This window comes from Plantactinospora sonchi (genome assembly GCF_036422035.1).
Taxonomy (GTDB): Bacteria; Actinomycetota; Actinomycetes; order Mycobacteriales; family Micromonosporaceae; genus Plantactinospora; species Plantactinospora sonchi.
Window position 1 is genome coordinate 23380 of the sequence record NZ_JAZGQK010000009.1, and the last position, 17995, is coordinate 41374.

General features: G+C 72.9%; 18 protein-coding genes. 9 read left to right on the forward strand and 9 right to left on the reverse strand.

Annotation, left to right across the window (positions count from 1 at the left end; all coding sequences use genetic code 11):
- Positions 1–79 precede the first annotated feature (79 nt).
- The 3 genes from nagA to V1633_RS11815 all read right to left on the reverse strand — a co-directional run bounded on the left by nagA (position 80) and on the right by V1633_RS11815 (position 3185).
- Positions 80–1204 carry an N-acetylglucosamine-6-phosphate deacetylase gene (gene nagA / locus V1633_RS11805; protein WP_331214301.1) on the reverse strand — a complete coding sequence of 375 codons (1125 nt, stop codon included), beginning with the start codon at positions 1202–1204 and terminating at the stop codon, positions 80–82.
- 71 nt (positions 1205–1275) lie between these two features.
- A complete protein-coding gene (locus V1633_RS11810; RefSeq protein WP_331214355.1) occupies positions 1276–2184 on the reverse strand; it encodes an ROK family protein in 909 nt (302 codons plus the stop codon).
- Positions 2185–2255: 71 nt separating this feature from the next.
- Positions 2256–3185 carry an SIS domain-containing protein gene (locus V1633_RS11815; protein WP_331214302.1) on the reverse strand — a complete coding sequence of 310 codons (930 nt, stop codon included), beginning with the start codon at positions 3183–3185 and terminating at the stop codon, positions 2256–2258.
- A gap of 174 nt (positions 3186–3359) precedes the next feature.
- On the opposite strand from V1633_RS11815, the gene V1633_RS11820 reads away from it, so the two are divergent.
- Together V1633_RS11820 and V1633_RS11825 are read left to right on the forward strand one after the other, a co-directional pair.
- Positions 3360–4145, forward strand: coding sequence for a DeoR/GlpR family DNA-binding transcription regulator (locus V1633_RS11820; RefSeq protein ID WP_331214303.1), 786 nt, complete (start codon positions 3360–3362; stop codon positions 4143–4145).
- 135 nt (positions 4146–4280) lie between these two features.
- Positions 4281–4958, forward strand: coding sequence for a hypothetical protein (locus V1633_RS11825; protein WP_331214304.1), 678 nt, complete (start codon positions 4281–4283; stop codon positions 4956–4958).
- Between the two features lie 22 nt (positions 4959–4980).
- Here the strand turns inward: V1633_RS11825 and V1633_RS11830 are convergent, their stop codons facing one another.
- The 3 genes from V1633_RS11830 to V1633_RS11840 form a co-directional block, all read right to left on the reverse strand.
- The gene (locus V1633_RS11830; protein ID WP_331214305.1) at positions 4981–5274 is read right to left on the reverse strand and encodes a hypothetical protein; all 294 of its coding nucleotides are present in this window, start codon (positions 5272–5274) and stop codon (positions 4981–4983) included.
- Between the two features lie 107 nt (positions 5275–5381).
- Positions 5382–6026, reverse strand: coding sequence for a response regulator transcription factor (locus V1633_RS11835; RefSeq protein ID WP_331214306.1), 645 nt, complete (start codon positions 6024–6026; stop codon positions 5382–5384).
- A complete protein-coding gene (locus V1633_RS11840; RefSeq protein ID WP_331214307.1) occupies positions 6014–7174 on the reverse strand; it encodes a sensor histidine kinase in 1161 nt (386 codons plus the stop codon). Before V1633_RS11840 ends, V1633_RS11835 begins: the two co-directional genes overlap by 13 nt.
- Positions 7175–7387: 213 nt before the next feature.
- Between V1633_RS11840 and V1633_RS11845 the strand changes: the two genes are divergently transcribed.
- The 4 genes from V1633_RS11845 to V1633_RS11860 all read left to right on the forward strand — a co-directional run bounded on the left by V1633_RS11845 (position 7388) and on the right by V1633_RS11860 (position 10299).
- Entirely contained in the window at positions 7388–7567 is a 180-nt protein-coding gene (locus V1633_RS11845; protein ID WP_331214308.1) for a hypothetical protein, read from the forward strand.
- 89 nt (positions 7568–7656) lie between these two features.
- Complete coding sequence (locus V1633_RS11850) at positions 7657–8676, forward strand: ABC transporter ATP-binding protein (RefSeq protein ID WP_331214309.1); 1020 nt, start codon at positions 7657–7659, stop codon at positions 8674–8676.
- Entirely contained in the window at positions 8673–9689 is a 1017-nt protein-coding gene (locus V1633_RS11855) for an ABC transporter permease subunit (protein ID WP_331214310.1), read from the forward strand. The genes V1633_RS11850 and V1633_RS11855 overlap by 4 nt, the downstream gene beginning before the upstream one ends.
- Positions 9690–9873: 184 nt before the next feature.
- A complete protein-coding gene (locus V1633_RS11860) occupies positions 9874–10299 on the forward strand; it encodes a DUF3263 domain-containing protein (protein WP_331214311.1) in 426 nt (141 codons plus the stop codon).
- A 55-nt stretch (positions 10300–10354) separates the two neighbouring features.
- On the opposite strand, the gene V1633_RS11865 is transcribed toward V1633_RS11860, so the two are convergent.
- Positions 10355–12409, reverse strand: coding sequence for a helix-turn-helix transcriptional regulator (locus V1633_RS11865; RefSeq protein WP_331214312.1), 2055 nt, complete (start codon positions 12407–12409; stop codon positions 10355–10357).
- Between the two features lie 383 nt (positions 12410–12792).
- Between V1633_RS11865 and V1633_RS11870 the strand changes: the two genes are divergently transcribed.
- Together V1633_RS11870 and V1633_RS11875 are read left to right on the forward strand one after the other, a co-directional pair.
- Positions 12793–13200, forward strand: coding sequence for a hypothetical protein (locus V1633_RS11870; protein ID WP_331214313.1), 408 nt, complete (start codon positions 12793–12795; stop codon positions 13198–13200).
- Between the two features lie 13 nt (positions 13201–13213).
- Positions 13214–14347, forward strand: coding sequence for a cupin domain-containing protein (locus V1633_RS11875; RefSeq protein ID WP_331214314.1), 1134 nt, complete (start codon positions 13214–13216; stop codon positions 14345–14347).
- 104 nt (positions 14348–14451) lie between these two features.
- Here V1633_RS11875 and V1633_RS11880 read toward each other — a convergent pair whose 3' ends face one another.
- Positions 14452–14664 (reverse strand): hypothetical protein, encoded by a 213-nt coding sequence (locus V1633_RS11880; protein ID WP_331214315.1) that lies wholly within the window; start codon positions 14662–14664, stop codon positions 14452–14454.
- A 475-nt stretch (positions 14665–15139) separates the two neighbouring features.
- Here V1633_RS11880 and V1633_RS11885 point away from each other — a divergent pair, with 475 nt between their 5' ends.
- A complete protein-coding gene (locus tag V1633_RS11885; protein ID WP_331214316.1) occupies positions 15140–15976 on the forward strand; it encodes a hypothetical protein in 837 nt (278 codons plus the stop codon).
- 84 nt (positions 15977–16060) lie between these two features.
- Here the strand turns inward: V1633_RS11885 and V1633_RS11890 are convergent, their stop codons facing one another.
- Positions 16061–17944, reverse strand: a complete 1884-nt coding sequence (locus V1633_RS11890; protein WP_331214317.1) for an ATP-binding protein — start codon at positions 17942–17944, stop codon at positions 16061–16063.
- Between the last annotated feature and the right edge of the window lie 51 nt (positions 17945–17995).

Consider the following 17995-nt stretch of genomic DNA (forward strand, 5'->3'; position numbering starts at 1 on the left):
TCCCCGGTCGTCCGGGGGACCGTACCGGACCGGGCCGACACCGTCGGCGGCCGGGCGCACCGCGAACGGCGGGCGACGCCTACCGGTCGAGCCAGGTGCCGGCGCGCATCACCCGGACCACGTTGAGGTTGTCGTCCAGCACCACCAGGTCGGCGCGCAGGCCGGGCGTCAGTGAGCCGACCCGTTCGCCGAGCCCGATCGCCCGGGCCGGCGTGGTGGCGGCCATCCGGCAGGCGTCCACGATGGAGACTCCGGCCGCGAGCGTGTGGCGCAGCGCGGCGTCCATGGTCAGGGTGCTACCGGCGATCGCGCCCGGTGTGCCGTCGACGCCCGCGAGCCGGACGACGCCGTCGCTGACCACCACCGGCTGCCCGCCGAGTTCGTACCCGCCGTCCGGCATCCCGGCGGCCGCCATCGCGTCGGTGATCAACGCGGCCCGGTCCGGGCCGGCGACCCCGGCGGCGAAGGCGAGCGCGCCCTGGTGCAGGTGCACCCCGTCGGCGACCAGTTCACAGACCACGTTCGGCGAGCCGAGCAGGGCGAAGACCGGCCCCGGCTCGCGGTGGTGCGGGCCGCGCATGCCGTTGAACAGGTGGGTCGCGACGGTCGCGCCGGCGATGATCCCGGCCCCGGTCTGCTCGTACGTCGCGTCGGTGTGGCCGATCGCCGCCACCACCCGATGCGAGACGAGCAACTCGATCGCGGCCAGCGCGCCGGGCAGTTCCGGGGCGAGGGTGACCATCCGGACCGTGCCGCCGCCGAGGGCGAGCAGTTCGGAGAGTTCGTCGACCGACGGGTCGCGGAGGAAGTCGGGGTTCTGTGCCCCGCAGCGCACCGCCGACAGGTACGGCCCCTCGTAGTGGACGCCGGCCAGCACCCCTTCCTTGACCAGCGGCGCGTACGCCTCGGTGGCGTCCCGCATCAGCTGGTACGGCGAGGAGACCAGACTGGCCAGCAGGGTGGTGGTGCCGTGACCCAGGTGGAAGGCGGCGGCGCTGCGGGCCGCGTCGGCGTCACCGGTGGTGAAGGTGTGCCCGCCGCCGCCGTGGGTGTGGATGTCCACGAAACCGGGGACGATCCAGTGGCCGTCCCGGATCGACGGGTATTCGGCGACGGCGGTGATCCGGTCTCCGTCGAGTTCCACGCACCCCTGCCGGATCACGCCGGTCGGGGTCACCACTTTCCCACTGACGCGTACGGTCACGTCGCCTCCTCGCGGTACTCGTCGTCGCCGTGCCGGGCGACTCTACTGTCCGGCACGCCCACCGCGCCCGGTCACGGCACCGGCAGGCGGTCGAGGGCGAGCAGGGCGGCGCCGAGGCAACCAGCCTCGTCGCCGAGCGCCGCGCGGACCAGCCGGGGCTCGGTCTGGAAGGTCAGCCGCCGCCGGAGCGCGACCCCGAGCGGGTCGAGCAGTCCGGTGCCGGCCTCGGCCAGCCCGCCGCCGAGGACGACCACCTCAGTGTCGTACAGGGCCTGGGCGATGGCCAGCCCGTCGGCGAGGGCGTCGATCGTCTCCCGCCACACCTGACCGGCGGCCTCCTCGCCGTCGGCGGCCCGGCTGACCACCTCGGCGGCGGTCGCCGGTGTCCCGGTCAGGGTGGTGTAGCGCCGACCGACCGAGGCGGCCGAGGCGACCGCCTCCAGGCAGCCGTGGCCGCCGCAGCCGCAGCGGGGGCCGTCGGGCCGGACGACGATGTGGCCGAGTTCCCCGGCGGCGCCGTGCGCGCCGGCGGCGGCCGCTCCGGCGACCACGTGGGCGGCGGCGATGCCGGTGCCGATGGCGACGAAGAGCACGTGTCGGGTGTCGCGTCCGGCGCCGAGCCGGGCCTCGGCGATCCCGCCGACCCGCACGTCGTGGCCGAGCGCCGTCGGCAGGCCGAGCCGCGTGCCGACCAGTTCCCGCAGGGGTACGTCCCGGAAGCCGAGGTTGGCCGACCAGGCCGCCGTTCCGGTCGACTCGTCGACCACCCCGGGTACCGCCACGCCGACCGCGAGCGGGGTCAGGCCGTCGGCCCGGGCCTTGTCCGCGAGGCCCTCGGCGATGTCGAGGATGCTCGCCACGACGGCGGCCGGGCCGCGTTCGGCCCGGGTGTGGTGCCGTTCGGTGTGCACGCTGGTGCCGTCCGGCCGGACCAGGGCGCACTTCATCCCGGTCCCGCCGACGTCGAGCGCGACGACCACGTCGCCGGCCGCCTGCCGGTCCGAGGCGGTGCCGGACCCGGCGAGGGTGCCGGGGGCCGCGGCGGGGTCGGTCACGCGAGCACCACGGACCGGCTGAGGTGTCGGGGCGCGTCCGGGTCGAGCCCGCGTCCGGTCGCCAGGGCGACCGCGAAGCGCTGGGCCAGGATCAGGTCCGCCATCGGGTCCAGTGGGGGGCGACCGGCGGCCCAACCGCCGATCACCGCGTGTACGCCGTTGGTCCGGCTGTGGATGAACGCCGCCCCGGTCGCCGCGATGTCCTCGGCGAGTCCGTCGGGGATCTCGCCGAAGGCCCAGACCACCCGGCCCGGGGCGGCGATCGAGATCGGACCGTGCCGGTAGTCCATCGCCGGGTACGCCTCGGCCCAGGCGGTGGCGGCCTCGCGGCACTTCAGGGCGGCCTCGTGGGCGATCCCGACCGTCCAGCCCCGGCCGAGGAAGGTGATCTGTTCGACCCGGGCGGGGTCGAACGGCAGCGGTGCGCGTACCGCCACCTCGGCGTCGGCGGCCAGTGCGGTGACGTCGGCGCCGAGATGGGCCCGGAGCAGGGCGAGCGCGCTGGTGGCGAAGCGGGTCTGCACCACGGAACGCTCGTCGGCGAAGGGCATCGCCACCGTGTCGGCGGCGAGGTCGGCGGCGGGGGAGCCGGGGTCGCCGACGATGACCGTGCTCGGCCGTTGCCCCCGCAGTGCGGCCAGTACGTCGAGGACCTCGGTGGTGGTGCCGGAGCGGGTGATCGCCACGACCCGGTCGTACCGCCGGTCGAGCGGGAACTCGGAGGCCTGGAAGGCGTCGGTCTCGCCCTGGCCGGCGCGTTCCCGCAGGGCGGCGTACGCCATCGCCATGAACCAGGAGGTGCCGCAGCCGACGACGGCGACCCGTTCACCCGCCCGGGGAAGTACGGCGGCGGAGCCGACGGCCAGGGCGGCGGCCTGCCGCCAGCATTCCGGCTGACTGCTGATCTCCGCGTCGACGTGGCCCATAACAGCTCCTGCGCATAATGGCTCGGATCAACGGTCTTTCGAGCGTCATTCTGCGCGAAGTTGCCGGGGCGTGGCAACCGTGCGCAGGTTTGCGCATAAGTTGGTTTTGCAGCGCCACCTTTCGCGCACTATCGTGCACGCAATCTTCACGCCGTAGACACCCGGAGGTTCACGGTGGACCGCTATGCGAGATGGAACGCCCTGCTCGAACTGCTGACCGAGAGCGGTCGGGTCAGTGTCGAGGACGCGGCGGACCGGCTCGGGGTGTCGCAGGCGACCATCCGGCGGGACTTCGACCAGCTCGCGCAGCAGCAGATGATCACGCGTACCCGGGGCGGTGCGGTCGCCAACGGCGTCTCGTACGACCTGCCGCTGCGCTACAAGACGGCGAAACACTCCGCCGAGAAGCAGCGGATCGGGGCGGCCGCCGCCGCGCTCGTCGCCCCGGGCATGGTGGTCGGGCTCAACGGCGGCACCACCACCACCGAGGTGGCCCGGGCGCTCGCGGTCCGCCCCGACCTCAACAGCAGTGCCGACGGGGCCCAGCTCACCGTGGTGACCAACGCCCTGAACATCGCCAACGAGCTGCTGGTCCGGTCCCGGATGAAGATCGTGGTGGCCGGCGGGGTGGTCCGGCCCCAGTCGTTCGAGCTGGTCGGCCCGCTGGGTGGCGCGCTGCTCCGGGAGGTCACCCTGGACGTGGCGCTGCTCGGGGTGGACGCCGTCGACGTACAGCTCGGCGCGGCGGCGCACCACGAGGGCGAGGCGTCGATGAACAACCTGATGGTGGCCCGGGCCAAACGGGTGGTGATCATCGCGGACGCGTCCAAACTGGGCGGGCACGCCTTCGCCCGGATCTGCCCGGTTGAACGGATCGAGACCCTGGTCACCGACTCGGGCGCCGATCCGGCGACGGTCCGGTCCTTCCGGGACGCCGGCGTCAACGTCGTCTGCGCCTGACCGGCTCCTCTCATCCGGCCGGAGGTCGCTCCGCCGTCACCGTGACCCGCCCGGAGTCGCTCCTCCCGCCCCCTCGTGAGGTGACCCGACCTGCCACGTTTGACGCGGTTGGCTATTCCTATTAGCCTTTCAGCTATGACCATTGTGACGCCTGTCGGGCAGGCGAGCCGGAGCACGACACTGACCCGTACCCGACTCGGCGCGCTCGCGTTCGTCGCTGCCGGAGTGCTGTTCGTGCTCTATCCGGCGGTGCGACCGTGGCACGACGAGAGCACGGTCGACGGCGCCGTCGCCTCGATGGGTTCCGGCGCCTGGGTCGCCGCACACCTCTTCGGCATGCTCGGCTTCGTCCTGGTGCCGCTCGGCCTGCTGGCGCTCTGGGGCGCGGTCCGGAGCACCCGCGCCGAGTCCCACGGCCTCGGTGCCGTGGTCACCGGCTGGATCGGCGCCGGCCTGACCCTGCCGTACTACGGTGCGGAGGACTTCGGGCTCCACGCCATCGCCCGGTCCCGTGCCGACGGGCAGCGGTTCGACCTGCTCGCGGTGGTCGAGTCCGTACGGTTCAGCCCGGTCGCGGCGACCACCTTCGCACTCGGTCTGCTGCTGCTGGCCGTCGCCGCGGTCCTCGCCGCGCTCGCGGTCCGGCGCTCCGGGACGCTGGCCCGCCACAGCGCGATTCCGTTCGCGGTGGGCTTCGCCCTCTTCATCCCGCAGTTCTACGCGCCCGCCGGGCTGCGCATCGCCCACGGCGTGCTCGTCGGCATCGGATCGGCCTGGCTGGCCTGGGTGCTGTGGCGGACGGATCCCCGGTAGCCGTGGATCCGTGGGACGGGGCCTAGACGGGATGTCCGTCCCCGGTCCGTCCCCGCCGCCGGTACGCCCGGTCGATCAGCCAGGCGGCACTCCAGAAACCGCCGACCCCGATCGCGACGATCAGTGCCTGGACGTACCAGCGGCCCAGCCAGCCGTCCGGGTCGAACGGAAAGCTCCTGCTGACGCCCATGAGGAGGAAGGTGCCGACACAGGCCGCGATGCCCGCCCACAGCCACGGTGACCGGGCGGGCGTGCCTACGGCGGGAGCCGGGTCGTTGTCGTCGACCGGGGGCCGCTCCGGCTCCGGAACACTCATCGCACACTCCCGCCGACCGGTTACGTCTGTGACGGCAGTCTATGCCTGGCCCGTCCGGTGTCGACATCCGGCATCGGCCGCGGTGGATCAGCCCGGTCCGTGCCGGGTCAGGTGCGGTTCAGGTACGCCAGCACGGCCAGCACCCGACGGTGTCCACTGTCGCTCGGTGGCAGCCCCAGCTTCAGGAAGACGTTGCCGATGTGCTTGCTCACCGCGCGTTCCGTCACCACCAGCGTCCGCGCGATCGTCGCGTTGTCGTGTCCCTCGGCCATCAGCTTCAGCACCTCACGCTCCCGTGGGGTGAGCGGACCCAGCGGATCGTCGCGGCGGCGGGTCAGCAGCTCACCGATCACCTCCGGGTCGAGCGCCGTCCCGCCGTCGGCCACCCGGTCGAGGGCGTCGAGGAACTCGTCGACCCGACCGACCCGGTCCTTGAGCAGGTAGCCGACCCCGGCCGCGCCGCCCCGGAGCAGTTCGGCGGCGTACGTCTCCTCCACGTACTGGGACAGCACCAGGACCGGCTGTCCGGGGATCTCCCGGCGGGCGTCGAGGGCGGCACGCAGGCCCTCGTCCCGCAGGCCCGGCGGCAGGCGTACGTCGAGGACGGCGACGTCCGGGCGGTGCTCCAGGATCGCGGGCAACACCTCGGGCCCGGTGACCACCGCCGCCGTCACCTCGTGACCGGCAGAGGTCAGCAGCAGGATCAGGCCCTCCCGGAGCAGGGCGTTGTCCTCGGCGATCACCACACGCACGGCAGTTCCACCTCGATCGTGGTCGGCCCCCCGACGGGGCTGGTCACGGTCATCGCCCCGTCCAGGGCGGCGACCCGGCGACGGATGCCCAGCAGTCCGCTGCCCCCCGCCTCGTCGGCACCCCCGCGCCCCTCGTCCCGTACGACGACCCGCAGCGCCCGGGGCGCGCGGCTCAGCCGTACCTCCGCCCGGGTGGCGCCGCTGTGCCGCGCCACGTTCGTCAACGTTTCCGCGACGACAAAGTACCCGGCGGCCTCGACCGCCGCCGGTGGCCGCGGATCGTCCGGACCGGTCAGCCCGTCGACCTCCACGGTGACCGTCAGGCCGCTGCTGGCGGCGAGGGCGCGTACCGCGCCGACCAGGCCCCGGTCGGTGAGGATCGGCGGATAGATGCCCCGGACCACCTGCCGCAGTTCGGCCAACGCCTGTTCGGCCTGGTCCTGGGCCGCGTCGAGCAGGCGTCGGGCGCCCTCCGGGTCGCGGTCGTACTGCCGCCGGGCCAGGCCGACCCGCATCGACAGGGCCACCAGCCGGGCCTGGGCGCCGTCGTGCAGGTCCCGTTCGATGCGGCGCAGTTCGGCGCCGTGCGCGGCGATGGCGTCCGCCCGGGTGGCGGTCAGCGCGGCCACCCGTTCGGCCAGCCGCGCGTTCGGGGCGGGTGCCAGCAGGGTTCGGGACCAGGCGGCGTCGAGGTCGGCGAGCCGGTCGAGCAGCGGCAGCACGACCGGTCGGTTGCCGAGCAGGCCGCTCCAAGCGCCGTCGACCAGGAGCGCGATCGGCCAGACCACCAGCGCCACGATGAACAGTCCGAGCCCGTAGCCGAGGTGGACGAACAGCCAGCGCAGGTCGCGGCGGGTCTGTGGATCGGTCAGCGCGGCCCGGATCCGTTCGCCGAGCGGGCCGGTCAGGGGTACGTACGCCTCGGGGATCTCGGTGCCGCTCCAGTCGGCGGCCTGACGGCGCTTGAACCCGGCGAGCCGGCGCAGGGCGAGGACGGCCTCCGGCATCGTCCCGGCGCCGACCACGGTGCCGGTGAGCACCACGACGGCCGGGATCAGCGCGACGAAGACGTACGAGCCGAGGGACAGGCCCGCCGCGACGGTCAACCGGTACGTGGTGCGCAGCGCCCCGCCCATCGCCTCATGCATGGTCACCAGGCTATGCGCGGGATCGGGCGATGACGGTGGGGCGTACCGCCGGATCGGTGGTGTAGCAGGCCGCACCCCGGATTCGGGGGTGAGGCCCATCGATTCCTCCCGCCGGGATCAGCAGGATGGAGTCGTACCACGGAGGACGTCTCGTCCGACGGACCCGGCGGCTCGCGGAGCGCCGGTCGGACCACTTCGAAGGGATCGAGGACCATGAAGGCTCTGCTCTGGCTCGTGCTCGCGGTCGCCATTGTCGCCAACGCGCTGGTCAGCCTTACCGTGCCCGACGGGATCCAACAGGTCGCGATGAGTGTCGGCACCGGCGGCGTCGGGATCGCCGCGCTGGTCGGGCTGGTCACCCTGCACCGGCGGGAGCGGCGGGAACAGCACTGAACGGCGCGTTGGTAGCACGTATAGCGTGGTAGCCCGCAAAGCGATGGTACGGTGTCGGCGATATCGGACGTGACCAGAGAGGCCGATGGATGGCTCCCGTACTGGAGATCGAGGGATTACAGAAGACCTACCGGAGTAGACGCCGGGGCACCCGTCGGGCGTTGGACGGGTTCGACATGGTTGTCGAGGCCGGTCAGGTGCACGGCTTCCTCGGGCCCAACGGCTCGGGCAAGACGACCACCCTGCGTACGCTGCTCGGGCTGATCCGGCCGAACGGGGGCCGGATGGCGATCCTCGGTCAGGAGGTGCCGGCGGCACTGCCGACAGTGGCCGGCCAGGTCGGCGCGATCGTGGAGAGCCCGCAGTTCTTTCCGCACTTCACCGCCCAGGACACCCTTTCTCTGCTGGCCGGTGCCGGCGGGGTGCCGCAGCGGCGGGTGGCCGAGGTACTGGAGCTGGTGGGCCTGCGGGAACGGGCCCGGGAACGGGTCAAGGCATACTCGCTCGGCATGAAGCAGCGGCTCGCGGTCGCCTCCGCGCTGCTGAAGGACCCGAAGCTGCTGATCCTCGACGAGCCGGCGAACGGGCTCGACCCGGGCGGCATCCGGGAGATGCGCAGCCTGATGCGCGACCTCGCCTCCTCCGGGATGACCGTGGTGCTCTCCAGCCACATCCTCGGCGAGGTGCAGCTGATCTGCGACTCGGTCACCATCATCTCGCTGGGTCGACGGGTCGCCGCCGGGCCGGTCGCCGAGGTGCTGGCCCAGCACTCCGGCAACGGCCTGCGGGTACGGCTGGAGGCGGTCACCGACCTGCCGACCGCCGCCGACCTGCTGACCCGTTCGGGTGCCCAGGTCACCCCGGTCGAGGACCACCTGCTGGTGTACGGCGTCGACAAGCCGGCCACGGTCACCCGTACGCTCGCCGGAGCCGATCTGTACGTCAGCGAACTCGCCCCGGTCACCGTCGACCTGGAGAGCGTCTTCCTGGAGCTGACCGCCACCGCCCCGGTGCCCGGCCAGCACCGCCAGGTGGACCAGTCCGCGGTCGTCGGTGGACAGTCCGGCGCCTCCTCGTCCGACTCGACCCCCGGGGGGTGGGGAGTATGAGCCTCTACACGACCGAAGTGCGTCGGCTCGGTAAGCGGCGTTTCGTCCGGTACCTCACCCTGGCCGGCCTGCTCGTGCTGGTCGCGGTGGCGGTCGGGATGTTCTTCACCAACCAGAAGATCGGACCGGAACAGCTCGCCGCCGCGGAACGCGCCGCGGAGCAGCAGTACCAGCAGAACGTCAGCTACTCGCAGCAGGAGCGCGCGGAGTGTGAGCGGGTCAAGGCGGCCGGCGAGAAGAGCGACGGGCGGTTCCCCGAGGACTGCTCGGTGATCCAGCCGCCGCCCCGGGAGGCCTTCGAGGCCCGGTGGTTCCTGCCGGCCACCTTCGACTTCCGGGAACAGTTCGGCCAGACCGTCATCACCTTCACCGCGGTGCTGGCCCTGGTCGCGTTTGTCGGCGGAGCCTCCTTCATCGGCGCGGAGTGGAGCTCCGGCGGCATGATGAACCTGCTGCTCTGGCGACCGCAGCGGGTCAGGGTGCTGCTCACCAAGCTGGCCGCGCTGCTCTCCGTGCTGTTCGGGGTGACGGTGGTCGCCGGGGTGGCCTGGACGGCGGCGTTCTGGGCGACCGGCACCTTCCGGGGGACCACCGGGAAGATGACCTCGGGGGCCTGGCAGTCGTTCGGACTGACCGGGCTGCGTGGACTGGTGCTGATCCTGGTCGCCGGTGCGCTCGGCTTCGGTCTCGCCTCACTGGGCCGGCACACCGCGCTGGCTCTCGGTGGGGTGCTCGGGATCATGGTGGTGGGTCAGTTCGGGTTGGGTGTGGTTCTGGGCCTTGCCCAGGTGAAGTTCGTCGAGGCGTGGCTGCTGCCGACGTACCTGCTGGCCTGGATGCAGAAGAAGATCACTCTGGAGAACTGGCGAGCGTGTCAGGCGACGTACACCGGTGAGTGTCAGCCGGCGACCCTCGACATCACCTGGCAGAACTCGTCCGTCCTGCTCTCGGTCGCGCTGGTGCTGGTGCTCGGCTCGGCGATCTGGGTGATGCGGCGGCGGGACATCACCTGAGCCGAGCGGCGTCAGGAGAGGTCCCGAGCGGGGGCGCGGGGTGCGGGGCGGCGACCGGGGGGCGCCGTCCCGCACCTCTGTCGGTGTGCGGGGTCACCGGGCGCGGCGGCCGGTGCGTTCCTGGCCGGCCGTCGTTACCCTGGGGAGACTGTTCGCAGGTCGTGACCCCCACCCGGAGGAGCGCATGAGGCACGCCGACGCTCCCGCCGATGACGAGGCGGACGACGCCACCGGGCGCCCGGTGCGCGTTCCGCAGCCGCGCGAGGCCGAGCCGCCCGGGCGGGTGGGCGGCGGGTCGGAACCGGCGGAACCGGCGCCGACCGGCACGTCGACCGCCGCCGGTTCGCCGCCGAACGGCCCGGGACGGTCGCCGGACGGGTCGGCCCTGACCGAGCGGGAGCGGGAGATCCTCGCCTTCGAACGGCGGTGGTGGAAGCACGCCGGTGCCAAGGAGCAGGCGATCCGGGACGCGTTCGACATCTCCGCGACCCGCTACTACCAGCTCCTGAACGGACTGCTCGACAACCCGGACGCGCTCGCCGCCGAGCCGGTGCTGGTCGCCCGGCTGCGCCGGCTCCGGGCTACCCGCAGTCGGAGCCGACGCCGCTGAGTCGGGTCGGTCCCGTCCCACCCGCGCGGCCTCCTGGCCGGCGGGACGGGGACGGTCAGGACCGGACGCCCTGGCGCCGGTCCCAGGCCCGGACGAGCTGCAGCCGGTTGTGGATGCCCAGCTTCTGGTAGATCGACCGCAACTGCGAGTCGACGGTGTGCACCGAGACGAAGAGACTCTCCGCCGTCTCCCGCTTGGTGGCACCGTTGGCCAGCATGGCGGCCACCCGCGCCTCGGCGGGGGAGAGCGCGTCGAGGCCGGCCGGCGCCGGCAGGTCCGCCGCCGACGACCGGTTCCGGCGTTTCCGGGCGGCGCGCGCGCCGTCGCGACCGAGTGCCGTCAGTTGGTCGCCGGTGGCACCCATCCGGGCGTAGAGCGCGGCCGCCTCCTGCGCAGCGGCTCGGGCCTCCGCCCGCCCGGGGGCGGTGTGTGCGAGGTCGAGCAGCGCGTCGGCCAGGGCCGGGCGGGCGGCAGTCCGCCGCAACAGCGCCACCGCCGCCCGCAGCGCCTCGGGGTCGCGGTCGACCAGGCCCCGGGCCTGCGCGGCCAGCCCGCGCCAGAGCACGACCGGGGTACGCACGGCGACGGTGTCGACCAGTGCGGCGACCCTGCGGGCGGTGTCCGGGTCACCGGTGGCCAGCGCGGCCCGCACCAGGCGCGGCCCGGTCTGGGGTACGGCCAGCAGGGGCCGGACCGAGCGGTGCAGGTCGGCGACGGCGGTGGCGAGCAGTCGGGGCTGCCCGGGCAGGGCCGGGTCACCGGCCGCCACGCAGTACACGGGTGTCCACACCGTGCTGTCCGGCCACGAACGGTCGCCGGTACCGGCGGCGAGCACGGCCCGCGCCGCGACGTCCTCGCCCCGGCGGTAGCGGACCTCGGCGACCACCGCGACGAGCAGCGCCCGGACCTCGTCGCTCATCACCGTCCCCTGCCGGTTTAGGGTGGTCGCGGCGAGCGCCGCCGCCTCGGGCAGTTCCCCGACGGCGGTCATCCGCAAACAGTCCAGGGCGGTGAGCCGGGTGGTGACGAGCGGCCCCGGCGCAGCGATGTCGTCGGCCCACTGCCGGATCGCCGTCGCCGCGTCGTCGTGGCAGCCGAGTCCGAGGTGGACGAGTACCCGCTCGGCCCGGATCAGTGCCGCCTCCCGACGTACCGTGGGCGCCACCGGGTCCAGCATGGACAGTCCGGCGCGGGCGGCCCGGACGTCGCCCCGGGCCAGGGCCCGGGCTGCCCGGCCGAGCCCGAGGTGGGTGGCGGACGAGGTGGTGGCGCCGGCGGCGTGCGCGACGCCCGCGTCGCGCAGCAGCGCGTCGGCGTCCGGGTGTCCCACCCGGGCCGCGAGCGCGCCGAGCATCGCGGTCAGGGTCGCCCGGCCGGCCGCGTCGAGCCGGTCCTGGGTCAGGGCGCCGCGCAGGCAGGCGAGGGCGACCGACGGCTGTTCCTGGGCGTAGAGGTGGGCGATCCGGCCGAGCAGGTGGCCGCGGTGGACGCCGTCGCCACGATCGGCGGTGACCTCGGTGGTCAGCAGGCGCAGCGCCGCCGGCCCGCGTCCGGCGAGCGCCAGGTTGTCCGCCGCGGCGAGCAGCCAGCGGCGCCGCCGCGCCACGTCGGTCGAGGTCGCCTGTGCGGCGAGCAGCAGCTCCGCCAGCGCGTCGGGCTCGGCGTCGGCGGACTGGGCGAGCGTGTCGACGAGGTGCGGCGCGACATGGCCGGTCAGGTCGAGGGCCGCCGCCGCGTGTGGGACGGCCGCCGACGGGGTCACCGCCGCCAGCGCCGCTGCCGCCCGGCTGTGCAGCAGTCCCCGGACAACGGGGGACAGGGCACCGACGATCGCCCCGGCCGAGGTGCCCGGCCCGACCGCGACACCGCCCGCGACCTCGGCGAGCAGTCCTCGGGCGAGCAGCCGTTCCAGCACGCCCGGCAGTGCAGGGTCGTCGATCCCGGCCAGCTCCCGCAACAGCCACACGGGGCACGGTCGGTCGTCCAACGCGACGACCCGCAGCACCGTCTCCTCCTGACCGGTGAGGGTCTCCCCGGCGCCGGTGAGTCCCTTCTCGGGGCCGTTGGGCGGCGGAAGCGGAGTGGGGCCGGACAGTGGCAGTTCGGACAAGATTCCCCCCGGGCATGTACCGGCTGTCGGCAAACCGTCCTGCGGCCGAGCCTAGCCAGGGGCGGTACGGCCGGCGGCCGGATCGGCGAACCGCCGCCGCGCACGGCAGGCGGGCCGGGTACGGCTGTCCCCGTCTGGCCTCGCGGGTTCCGGCCGTCCGGATCGCGGCACACGGTTTGGCGCGGTCGCGTGATGTGACCGGTCGGCGACGTCGGCGAGTATCAGGGCATGGTCACGACACCACGATGACCGCTGCCCACGGTGCACCGGCGCGGCCGTACCCGCGTTCGCCGCGATGTCCGGTGCGCCGCGCCCACCGCCGCGATGTCCGGGGCACCGCGCCCGCCCCCGCGACGGTCGGGCGCCCACACCCGGAGGTCGACATGACCGTGCCCGTCGCCCCGCCCACCGTCCGGCCGCGACCGGTCGAGCTGCCCGGCCTCGTCCGGCTGCGGCTGGTGCTGCTCGTCCTGGTCCTGGCCGCCGCCACCGGCGGGCTCGTCCAGCTGCCGGTGTGGAGTCGCCTGCTGCTGGCAGCGACGGCGGCGGCGGTACCCGGCGCGGTCGCGGTCCAGTACGGCACCGCCGCCGTCCGTCTCCTGCTCCGCGTGTCCGGCGGCGGTGCCCGCGTCCCCGCCGGCGCCCGTGTCCTGTCGCGCCCGCCCACCGGTGCCCGACTTGCGCGGCACCCATTCGGCGGCGGTGCCGTGTCCGGCGGCGGCGCCCATCCGGCGGCGGTGCCGTGTCCGGCGGCGTCCGACAACAGTCCGACACCGTTCCGAACCATGTGAGGAGTTGACCGAGATGGCCACGAACGATCCCCAGCCGCGCCGTGGCGACGAGGGCGCCGCGCCCTTCAAGGGGCGCAACGTCGAGCTGGAACGTCAGAATCCCGACCTGCTGGTCCCACCCACCACCGACAACCGTCTGGTGCCCAACCTCAAGTTCTCGTTCTCCCAGGCGCACACCCGGGTGGAGAAGGGCGGCTGGACCCGCGAGGTCACCGTACGGGACCTGCCGGTCGCCACCACGCTGTCCGGCGTGCAGTTCGGGCTGGAACCGGGGGCGTACCGGGAGATCCACTGGCACCAGGAGTCGGAGTGGGCGTACGTGCTCAGCGGCAGCTGCCGGATCAGCGCGGTGGACCAGGAGGGACGTACGTTCATCGAGGACGTCAAGGCCGGTGACCTGTGGTTCTTCCCCCAGGGGATTCCGCACAACATCCAGGCCCTCGACGAGGGTGTGCAGTTCCTGCTGGTCTTCAACGACGGCGCCTTCTCGGAGAACAACACGTTCCTGCTCAGCGACTTCTTCGCCCACGTGCCCAGGTCGGTGCTCGCGCGGAACTTCGGCTGGTCGACGGAGCAGATGGCGAACCTGCCGGAGGCGGAGAAGTACATCTTCCAGGGCGAGGTCCCGCCGTCGCTGGACGCCGACCGCGTCGTCAGCCCCACCGGCGACGTCCCGCGTACCTTCAAGCACCGGATGACCGCCCAGGCGCCGCAACGCTTCCGGGGCGGCACCGTCCGGATCACCGACTCGACGAACTTCGCCGCCGCCACCACGACCGCCGCCGCCCTGGTGGAGGTGGAACCCGGCGGGATGCGGGAGCTGCACTGGCACCCGAACGCCGACGAGTGGCAGTACTTCATCTCCGGTACCGGTCGGATGGGGGTGTACGCGGCGTCAGCCAGCGCCCGCACCTTCGACTTCCAGGCCGGCGACGTGGGGTACGTGCCGTTCGCGTACGGGCACTACATCGTCAACACCGGCGACGAGCCGCTGGTGTACCTGGAGATGTTCCGCCACGCCCGGTTCGAGGACATCTCGGTGATGCAGTGGATGGCCAACACCCCACACGAGGTCATCGCCGACACCATCAACGTTCCGCGAGATCTTGTCGACCAGCTGCCGCAGACCAAGCAGGTCGTGGTCTGACCGGACCGCCACCGGGCGAGGCGGGCCGACGTCGAAGGCTGCCTCCGCCCGGGCACCGCGAACCCCCGGCGGCGTCCCTCGGGACACCGCCGGGGGGTTCCGGCTCACTTCTCGTACGTTCGCAGTCCGTTGCCGAGTGCGATGAACGTCGGTGCCCACTCGCCGATGAAGATGCCCCACCGGTCGGCGCGGTCGATGCCGGCGTTCTCCATCTGCTTCGACAACATCCAGCTCAGGAACGACAGCCCGATGCTGGCCGCTCCCGCGATGTACATGTGCTCGGCTCGTAGCCCCATCTTGTGCAGGTGTCCCAACATTTGATCCCCCTCCGCACTGAACCCCCACGATCGACGCTACCGTCCGTGACCGATCATGTTCGGAGGATTGGCGATGTCGGCGCCGTCCGTACTGTGACCGGATGACCGGGTCAGCGGAGAGAGCCTCGGGACCGGTGGCGGAGGCTGCCGCGCGGACGGTCGCGGCGGCGTTCGGGCTGCCCCGAGCGACCGGGCCGCTCGCTCGGTCGGCAGCAGCGGGGCGCCTGGGACGTCGCCGGGTTGGAGCGGACCTCGGCCGCCCGCCTGGAGCAGTTTTCCGCGTTCCATAGCCACCTCGTCGACTGGGCCCGCCGGTCCTGGGTGACCGGTGAGCCACCGCCGACGTTGGTGCCGCCAACTGCGCCGGACCACCCCCGGTGGATGCCCCGGCACGGTAGACATGAGAGGAGTTCATCAGCTCAGTCCCTGTCCGAGCAGCACCGGGAGCCGTCATGACAGCCGCGGAGTCGGGCCGATGATGCGGGTCCGGTCGGCCTCCGTACCCGCACCGGGCCGGATCGAGAACGAGGACCACGTCTTCCGGTACGGGGACCTGGTCGGAGTCCTCGACGGAGCGACCGTCCCGGAGGGCTTCGACACCGGCTGCGTACACGGGCCGGAGTGGTACGTCCGGCACCTCGCCGCCCGGATCGGGCTGGCCGCCGCGCAGCGACCCGCCGCCGCGCTGGCCGGCAACCTGGCGGCCGCCATCCTGGCGGTCCGGGCCGACCACAACGGCCAGTGCGATCTTGAACATCCCGGCACCCCGTCGGCCACCGTCTGCCTGCTCCGCTACGGCGGCGACCACGTCGACCACCTGGTGCTCTGCGACAGTCCGCTGGTGCTGGACCTCGGCGGGCGGATCGAGGTGATCTCCGACAACCGGCTCGACACCGCAATGGCCGACCTGCGGCAGAAGGCACTGACCGTGGCCGGCGCCGGGGCGGAGGTCAGCCACGCGACCCGGTTCCGTCGGTCCGTCGAACTGCAGCGTGCCCAGATGAACCAGACCCACGGCTACTGGGTCGCCGCCGCCAATCCCGACGCCGCGTTCCACGCCGTCACCGGCAGCCGGTCGCTGACCGGCCCGGACCGGGTACGCCGGGCCGCGCTGCTCACCGACGGCACCTCCCGGGCGGTCGAACAGTTCGACCTCTTCGACTGGCGCGGCCTGCTCGACCTGCTCAGCTCCGCCGGGCCGGGCGAGCTGATCCGTCGGGTCCGGGCCGCCGAGGCCGACGACGGGCAGCGCCGGTCCGGTTTCAAGCGGTACGACGACGCCACCGCCGTCCTCTGCGAGTTCGACGACTGACCGCTGCGGCCGCCTGGTGCGGCCCGTCCAGGGTCGGCGGGGCCCCAGCCACCGGCTGTCAGGGCTGGTCCGACCGGCCGGCTGTCAGGGCTGGCCGAGTTGGGCCATCCGGGCCAGGGCGGTGACCCAGAACCGCTGTCGTTCCGGGGTCTGCCCGACGAGGTAGGTGGCCCGCAACTTCGGCGGCAGGTACGGCAGCAGCCGGGCCACCACGTCCAGATGCTGCTGCAACTGGGACACCTCGGCGTTCGACAGGATCTGGTGCACCAGATCGGTGTCGTTGGTGCCCTCGGCCGAGTCCTCCGCCGCGGCGGCCAGCCGTGCCTCCCAGGCGACGTGCTGGCGGGCGAGTTCGCGCAGGCCGATCCGGGGCTGGTCGGCGAGCCGGGCCTCCAGCGCCGACAGCGGAACCGGGGCGTACTCGCCGTCGCCGAGATAGATCAGGGCCGGTTGCAGCGGCATCCCCACCCGGTGCAGCCTGATCAGCCGTTCCAGGGTGCGCTTGGTGACCCAGTCCCGCCCCTCGTCGTCGATGTCGCTCTTCCACCACTCCAGGACCGTCTCGGCCGTCTCGCCGTACGTCGAGATGAGCCACTCGTTGGCCGGGATGTCCTCGGGGCGTACCTCGTAGCTGACGGTGAACCGGCTCGCCTGGGCGACGTTGTTGTTGACCACCAGGAGCTTGCGCCCGAGATGGTAGGGCGGATTCTGCAACGCCACCTGGGCACGCAGGTTCGGGATCGCCCGCCCGGCGAGCGTCCACTCCTGGGTGATCTCCATCAGCTTGGCGAAGGTCGCCTTGTCCTTGGGGCGGTTGTACTCGTCCCAGACCAGCACCTTCGGGTCCGGGGTGAGCAGCGACCGGGCCAGCATCGCGTCGAGTTCCCCGTCCGGGGTCGGCACCGGCACACAGAGGTCCTCGACGTTGGTCACCGGCAGCGAGAAGTAGACCGGGTCCGAGCCGGTCTCCTCCCGGACGATCTGCCGGGTGATCTCGGTCTTGCCGCAGCCCGGCGGCCCCTGCAGCAGCACCGCCCAACGGTTGGCGACGGCGGTACGCAGGATCCGTCGTACCGGGTCGGGGATGGTGACCGGGTTCCGCGCGCCGACCGCCGCCGCGATGTCGTCGAGGATCTCGCCGGTACGGTCCGGGCCGGGCTTGCCGTCGGACCGCTGCTCGGCCAGCGTCAACCGGCTCCCGTTGTGCAGCGGCAGGCCCCAGGCCAGCGGAAAGCCCGCCTCGGCGCAGGCGAGCACGTGCTCCAGGGTGCGCGGCGACAACAACTGGCGCAGCTGTGGACTCAGCGACGCCCAGATCCGGAACACCTCCCGGAGGTCCCGGTCGGGGAACCGTTCGGCGAGCGCGTACCGCCACGCGGTGTCGTTGGCGGTGAGCCGGATGGTCACCATGCGGTCCAGGATCGCCAGGTCGGAGCGGCGTACGGCGGTCTCGGCCAGGGACTCGTTGTCGGTGAGGAAAACCCCGACACAGCCGAGTTCACGCAGGTTGTACTCGCCCAGGGTCCAGTTGCAGGCGATCTGCATCAGCTGGGACTGGACGGTGTTGCCGGCCTGCAACGAGTCGTCGATGAGCAGCACGAACGGCCGGCCCGGGACGAGCTGCCGCATGATGAGTTGCCGGAGCACCAGCTCCCCGCTGCGGGCGTCCCGGACCGGGGCGTTGACCAGCAGGTCGTCCGGGGTCAGGTTGGCCGCCGGCACCACCACCAGCGTGGTGTCGGGGTAACGCGCCGGGACGTACGACACGAAGGTCGAGGTCTTGCCGATGCCGTGTTCCCCGAAGATCTGGCCGGTCTGCCCGGTCTCGATCATCGCGTCGATGAACCGCTCCAGCCGGACGGTGACCTCGGCGTCGGGCCGCTGCCGGTAGGTGGCGTTCGGCTTCCACCGGCGACCGCCGGGCGTCACGCCGGTGCTGTCGTCCCGGATCAGGTCCATGGTGTCCACTCGCCGCTCCTCCCGATCACTGCCCTGCCGTACGCCTGATGGTCCGTCCGG